The sequence below is a fragment of the Limnospira sp. PMC 1279.21 genome, from assembly GCF_032349615.1.
GTDB lineage: Bacteria > Cyanobacteriota > Cyanobacteriia > Cyanobacteriales > Microcoleaceae > Limnospira > Limnospira fusiformis.
In genome coordinates, this window is the sequence record NZ_JARPLU010000078.1 from 1 (window position 1) to 6,492 (window position 6,492).

Here is a 6,492-nt window from a genome sequence, read left to right on the forward strand (position 1 = left end):
GCGGGATACCGCCTCTGTTACCTTAACGGGTAATAGTGCTATCGTCGCATTGTCCAGGAACAACCGGAAAAATGTCGCGTAAATGTATCAGTTAGGAAAGCCAATGACACAAGCAACTGAGTCTAAAACCCCAACCCAAGGAATTCAGATGACTGATGCTGCTGTTCAGCAGGTGCTTTTCCTGCGCGAGAAGCAGGGTAGAGACCTCTGTTTACGGGTGGGTGTCCGTCAGGGGGGATGTTCTGGTATGTCCTACATGATGGATTTTATTGAACCCAATAACATCCAGGATACCGATGAGGTCTTCGACCATAATGGTTTTCAGGTTGTTTGTGATCCCAAGAGTTTGCTGTATATTTATGGTATGGTCCTTGACTACAGCAACGCTTTGATTGGGGGTGGGTTCCAATTTACTAATCCTAATGCTAGTCAAACCTGTGGCTGTGGTAAGTCCTTTGCTACTTGATTTTTGACGGACTACATCAGGTATGATTAAAGGCGATCGCAGATTGTAGTTAGACAATGGCGATCGCTTTGTAGTCTGTAATACTTGCTCTCTAACGATGAAAACTACTGAAGAACTGTTTAAGGAAGGATTTGAGCGTTATCAAGCTGGGGAAGCTATGGATACCTTAATCCCCGTGTTTCGTGAAGTGTGCGATCGCTCTCCTAAAAATAGTAACGCCTGGACTAGCCTAGCTTGGTTATACCTCCTTGCTGATAAACCTTCTGCGGCTTATAAAGCCGCCAAGTTAGCAGTTAAATTAAATCCCCACGACCCCCAAGCTAGGGTAAATTTAGCCGTATCGATGTTGGATTTACAAAAACCCGGGGTTCGTCCCCATGTAGAAATGGCTCAACAGATGATTATGGCTGATTCGGAGTGGCTAGAGGAAGTCAAAAAAAATTTGGACGATGGATTGACTCGCAAACCTGAATGGAAAAGTTTACTTAGGGTTAAACAATGGCTGCTAGAACTTTAGCAATACTAATTTGATGATATGCTAACATATAGCATCGCCAGTAATAGACCTGAAATTATCGGGTCTGTTCACGGCAATTCAAGTAAATTCCAGTTGAATAGGGCGACTGAGTAAATATTCCTACTAGGTAGCTCTTGAAACTCCTTTACAAAAAATAATATTATTTAACCAACAATTGGCAAAATAAATGATAAGATTTGGGAACTTCACGCATTAACAATCTTATTTGAAGTTAGCAGACCAATTTGATAACACAAGGAGTAGAAATAACTATGGGCAATGATAACGTAGAAATAACTATGGGCAATGATAACCAGGTTAATGATAACCAAGTTTACGTTAAGGCTGATACCCGCAATCATAAAGGCTTTTTTGTGCAGCAGGGTGCTTACAAGTTAAAAAACATTGAAGAGTCGGGCTGGGCGTTAATTTGCTTAGATTCCGTTTGCTACTATGTCGATCCTGATAATTTACAATCATCTCAGTCAGGGGAGAGTGCAGAATCTTAGAGTATTAAATACTAAGAGTATATACCTATAAATTAGATAAATTAGGCTGTCCTCACAGGTAAGGACAGCTATTTTTTTTTGGGGGGGGGTAACAATCAGTCAAATGAGTATGATTACTGATGGCGGTAGGGAAGTTGATCACCATACCAAATAGATTCTATCTGTTGAGCGATCGCCTGTGCTTCCTCTTGAAGAGTATGGATTGGGTCTTCAGTATCAATTAACACGGTGACATGACCCAGTTTACGACCCGGACGGGACTGAATTTTCCCATACCAGTGAACTTTAGCTTGAGGAATAGCAGCCAGTTGTTCCCGTTTAGCTAAATAGTCATTTTCCGCCAACTCAAACCCCAACAAATTCACCATCACCGCGCCGCCACATTTAAGGTCAGGATTTCCCAAAGGTAAACCAGAGACCGCCCGCAAATGTTGTTCAAATTGGGAGGTATGACAAGCATCAAGGCTAAAGTGACCGGAATTATGGGTGCGGGGGGCGATTTCATTCACCAAAACCTCCCCAGAAGCGGTCAGGAAAAACTCAATACCAAATAGCCCCACCACGTCTAAACCATGGAGAAGGGTATGGGCTAATCGATTAATTTGATCCTGTAAATGGGTGCTAATCTTAGCGGGGGCGATCACCCGATGACAAACCTGATCATGTTGGATAGTTTCCACGATGGGATAAATAGCGACATCTCCGGTGACTGACCGGGCGGCGATCGCTGCCAATTCCCGTTCAAAGGGGATAAACTCCTGTAGTAGCATGGGGGGATAATCAAACTTCGCCCAGGTAGCCTTCAAGGTAGCAGCATCAGGAATGATAAAGGTTCCCTGGCCATCATAACCATGCCGTCTAGCTTTGAGAACTACCGGATAACCCAAACCTTGTGTAATCTGAGGGTTAAGATCACCTTCAACCCGTGTTAGAGCCTCAAACCGAGGCACAGGCAAGCCTAAACCTTGTAATTGAGATAATTGCTCAAATTTATCTAACAGGGGTGCTAAAGCCTCCAGACGGGGGCGGAAACAGACCCCGGCTTCTGCCAATACCCGGAGGGCATCAAGATCAATAAACTCATTCTCAAAAGTAATGACATCGCAGCGTTTAGCTAACTCCTGAGTAGCGATCGCATCAGCAATATTTCCTAAAACCGTATCGGTGGCGATCGCCACAGCCGGATCACTATTATGGGGAGTTTGGACCACCAGAGACACCCCCAAATTCTTAGCCGCACTAGCCATCATCCAAGCTAATTGTCCGCCGCCAATGACACCAACGCGGGTAAGTGTTTGATTGGAAGGGGGGGGTATAAGGGTGACGTTCATCGTAAAAAACCTCCGCGACACTTGACGGTTTTATGTGATTAAAGCTGATCAATCTGTTTGGCTTGTTCAGGAAGACTTGCTTGTTGCTGACCCTGCGATCGCCATCTAGCATTAAGTAGACCTATGGGAGTCCCCACCACATCAACCCACTCACCGCGACCTATAATCGCCTTAGCACTATTGATGGGCAATTCCTTGACTATCCACCGCCCCAGGCTATATATATAGTCTTTAGGCTGCATTTGAGGCATTAAATCCACGCCGTGGATTTGGTGAAGATAGCGGTTGGATTCTCCATAGCGTCGCCACTGACTTTGTAATCCTTTGAGGGTGCTGCGGTGGCGATGTTTGACCTGTGCTTTTTCCATAAAGGCTAACTTGTAGCTGGTTTGCTGTTGAATGCGCCAACACAAATCAGCATCTCCCCCGGTGGTGAGATAGGGACGAAATAACCCCGTTTTTTGGAATGCGTCTCGTCGCACGGCTAAATTAGCGGTTTGACCGTAGGGATAAAAAGGGTGTGCGAGGGTGTGTTTTTGAGAAAGGGTATCTTGGCGGCTGGCGTGTTTTTCTAGGAGAGTGTTTCCGGGTAAAGCGATAATTTCCCCTGCTACTATGCCGATTTGATCATCTCCAAATGGTTGTACCAGGTTTTTTAACCATTCCGGTTCTGGGCGACAGTCAGCGTCGGTAAAGGCGATAATTTCGCCTCTGGCGGCGCGGATACCACGATTTCGGGCTGCGTAGGAACTTTGGATTTGATTTTCCGTCAGGGGTCGCAGGGGCAGGGTTGGATCTTGGGTAGCTGTTTGCAGAATTTCCCCAGTGCGATCGCTGCTGTTATTGTCTACTAGCAGATACTCAACCTGATTGGTTGGGTAAATTTGCGATCGCAAACAATCAATCAAATCTGGAAAATCCGCTTCGCCGTTATAGATAGGGATGACAACAGAAATATATGGCATAATAGGCAGTTCAAATTGAACTTTTTAACCACAAAAGAAAATCCCTAACCAGCTATCAGAAAAACAACCCAAATTAGTAAGCCTTGTACACAGTAGAAACAGCCTACAACTTGAGTTTCTGACCAGCCAGAAAGTTCGAGGTGATGGTGAATTGGAGCCATTCTCAACAGACGTTTACCAACTCCGTTGGCATCTTTAGTCGCCTTGTAGTAGGTCACTTGGGCAATGACAGACAGGGTTTCGATTAAGAAAATCAAACTAATAATTAATAACACCCAGAGGGTATTAGTAATCAAAGCCACCCCAGCTAAGGCTCCCCCTAAAGCTAAGGCTCCTGTGTCTCCCATAAATACTTTAGCAGGGTTGCGGTTGTGGGAAACAAATCCTACACAAGCGCCGGACATACAGGCACAAAATAGGGCAATTTCTGGGTAAGTGGGGGCGAGATAGGCGGCCATTCCCAAAAAGGCGATCGCTCCTAATCCTCCCATTAAACCATCAACCCCATCAGTTAAGTTAGTGGCATTACTTTCCGCCACCTGAACGAATGTAGCGAGAGGCCAGAATAACACCCCTAGGGATAGAGTTAAGCCAAAGGGTAAGGCGATGTTAGATGCTACCGAAGCCTGATTGTAGGCTAACCAAATACAGAACAGCACTGCAAACAACACTTGCAGCGCCAATTTCATCTTAGCAGAGATACCTTTATTAGATTTTCGTCTCAAGATTTGCCAGTCATCTATGAACCCCACTAAACCAAAGGCAGCGGTGAGCGCACAAATTGCCATCACATTAGCATCAAATCCTGAGCCGGCTAGTGCGATCGCAATACCGACCGGAATAAAGAAAATCCCTCCCATGGTTGGGGTTCCCGCTTTCTTGAGGTGGGCTTGCGGACCGTCTTCCCGGATGAACTGTCCCGCTTTAATCCGGGTTAAGATAGGGATAATCCACTGTCCGGTCGCCGCCACGACCAAGGCGCAAATGGTAAACGGTACGAACAAGGAAATATTAGTAGGCCAGAGGTGGCTTACTGTCATATCCAAGCCAATGGCGAAAGCGCTCAATCCTAAACAAAGGAACAGTAATAAATACGATCCTGATAGTTGTAGGGACTTGGAGTTAGTAAATTTACTATCCACAGGTTTTTCAATCAATCCTCAACACCAAAAACTTTGTAGGCAAATACAATTTGCACTAGGGTAACTTATGAGTCCCCATTGATAAATCTTCCTCAGTCGATACCCGCACTCAATCGCTACTCCGATTAGTGGCACTGTTCCTTAGTCTTCGTCGATTTCATCATCGCTTTCATCCTCATCAACATAAGAAGGATCATCAACCATGAGTTCTGATATTTCTTCTTCGTCGGGCCTGTAACTATTCACAGGTTCCTGAACAGTGTCTCGCGGAATCAAGCGCCCAGTCTGGGTTAGCCAGTCTAACAGGGAAACCTGCTGTTTAGATGGAATCACATCAGCGGGTTCATGGCTTGGGGTTTCGCGCAAAGAGGGATTTTGCATAGGTTTTGGTTTCGTGATTCAGTTTACCCCGGCTAAGAGTCTTGGGAGTCATCCCCTCGACTCTATTGCGCCTGAGTTAGTTTACTGTGGCTCCTATATGTTTATTAGGCAGAAAGTACCAATAGAGATCCATATTGAAGCCGTCCATAATTTACCACGATTCCTAAAACAATCTACATGATTTGACCAAATTTTCCGCACTCCCACCCGTAAATCCTTCTACCCAAACCCGGGAAGAGGTTGCGGAGTTCTACGCCTGGTGCTGCTGAGGGTCTAGCTGTTGGGGATAAGAAACTACAGATAATTGATTGATTTTTGTATATCCTGATTTGCAGGTAGCCGAATGGGTCGCCCTTTTTGTTTAAATGGCATGATGCAAATCTTCGGGTTTCAGGTGGGAATGAATCACCTGACCATCTTTAAACCAAACTACCCTTTTGGTTTGGCGGGCTACATCGGGTTCGTGAGTTACCATAACTACAGTCATGCCGCTGTTATTCATTTCGGTGAAAATATCCATGACTTCCTGGGTGGTTTTGGAGTCTAAAGCTCCTGTGGGTTCGTCTGCTAGTAATAATACTGGACGGTTGACAATGGCGCGGGCGATCGCCACCCTTTGCTGTTGTCCCCCAGATAGTTGGTTGGGTTTGTTGTGCATACGATTTTCTAAACCTACCCTAATTAGGGCCTCTGTGGCTCGTTCTCGCCTTTCCTTGGCGGAAATTCCCGCGTAGAGCATTGGTAACATCACATTATCGAGGGCTGTCATTTGTGCCAGAAGGTGGAATTGCTGAAACACAAAACCAATTTTTAGGTTCCGAATTTTGGCTAGTTCCCCTTCATTCATTTGGGCGACACCTACCCCGTCTAATTGATAAGAACCTGAACTAGGACGATCTAAACAGCCGATAATGTTCATGGCTGTGGATTTTCCTGAACCGGACGCTCCCATAATTGAGCAGTATTCTCCTGGTTCTACCGTCAGGCTCACACCATTTAAGGCTTTAACTTCTATGTCTCCCATTCCATAAACTTTGCTCACTCCTTCTAAATGCACGATCGCTTTTGGTGACTCATTTTGAGATTTATTCCCAATCTCTCTCGGAAAGGTTTTCATAATCTTTGCTTATATTAAGTTTTGTAACAAAATTATCGCCCCCGCCGATAGGGGGATGGGAGGG

Annotated in this window: 8 protein-coding genes; 3 read left to right on the forward strand and 5 right to left on the reverse strand. The window is 45.3% G+C overall.

From position 1 onward, the window contains the following. Positions 1-103 precede the first annotated feature (103 nt). The 3 genes from P5683_RS13220 (at position 104) to P5683_RS13230 (ending at position 1,492) form a co-directional block, all read left to right on the forward strand. Positions 104-466 carry an iron-sulfur cluster assembly accessory protein gene (locus P5683_RS13220; RefSeq protein ID WP_006668338.1) on the forward strand — a complete coding sequence of 121 codons (363 nt, stop codon included), beginning with the start codon at positions 104-106 and terminating at the stop codon, positions 464-466. A 97-nt stretch (positions 467-563) separates the two neighbouring features. Continuing rightward, complete coding sequence (locus tag P5683_RS13225; RefSeq protein ID WP_006623072.1) at positions 564-983, forward strand: M48 family metallopeptidase; 420 nt, start codon at positions 564-566, stop codon at positions 981-983. Between the two features lie 272 nt (positions 984-1,255). Next, positions 1,256-1,492 carry a hypothetical protein gene (locus tag P5683_RS13230; RefSeq protein WP_006619724.1) on the forward strand — a complete coding sequence of 79 codons (237 nt, stop codon included), beginning with the start codon at positions 1,256-1,258 and terminating at the stop codon, positions 1,490-1,492. 113 nt (positions 1,493-1,605) lie between these two features. On the opposite strand, the gene P5683_RS13235 is transcribed toward P5683_RS13230, so the two are convergent. From P5683_RS13235 to P5683_RS13255, 5 genes are all read right to left on the reverse strand, one after another. Next, on the reverse strand, positions 1,606-2,823 hold the full coding sequence (locus P5683_RS13235) for a 5-(carboxyamino)imidazole ribonucleotide synthase (RefSeq protein WP_006668339.1): 1,218 nt from the start codon (positions 2,821-2,823) through the stop codon (positions 1,606-1,608). Positions 2,824-2,861: 38 nt separating this feature from the next. Next, positions 2,862-3,788, reverse strand: coding sequence for a glycosyltransferase family 2 protein (locus tag P5683_RS13240; RefSeq protein ID WP_006623074.1), 927 nt, complete (start codon positions 3,786-3,788; stop codon positions 2,862-2,864). A gap of 44 nt (positions 3,789-3,832) precedes the next feature. Continuing rightward, positions 3,833-4,930 carry a phospho-N-acetylmuramoyl-pentapeptide-transferase gene (gene mraY / locus P5683_RS13245; protein WP_006668340.1) on the reverse strand — a complete coding sequence of 366 codons (1,098 nt, stop codon included), beginning with the start codon at positions 4,928-4,930 and terminating at the stop codon, positions 3,833-3,835. A 141-nt stretch (positions 4,931-5,071) separates the two neighbouring features. Continuing rightward, positions 5,072-5,311 carry a DUF3134 domain-containing protein gene (locus P5683_RS13250; protein ID WP_006623076.1) on the reverse strand — a complete coding sequence of 80 codons (240 nt, stop codon included), beginning with the start codon at positions 5,309-5,311 and terminating at the stop codon, positions 5,072-5,074. Positions 5,312-5,672: 361 nt separating this feature from the next. Further along, entirely contained in the window at positions 5,673-6,428 is a 756-nt protein-coding gene (locus P5683_RS13255) for an ABC transporter ATP-binding protein (protein ID WP_006623077.1), read from the reverse strand. Positions 6,429-6,492 lie beyond the last annotated feature (64 nt).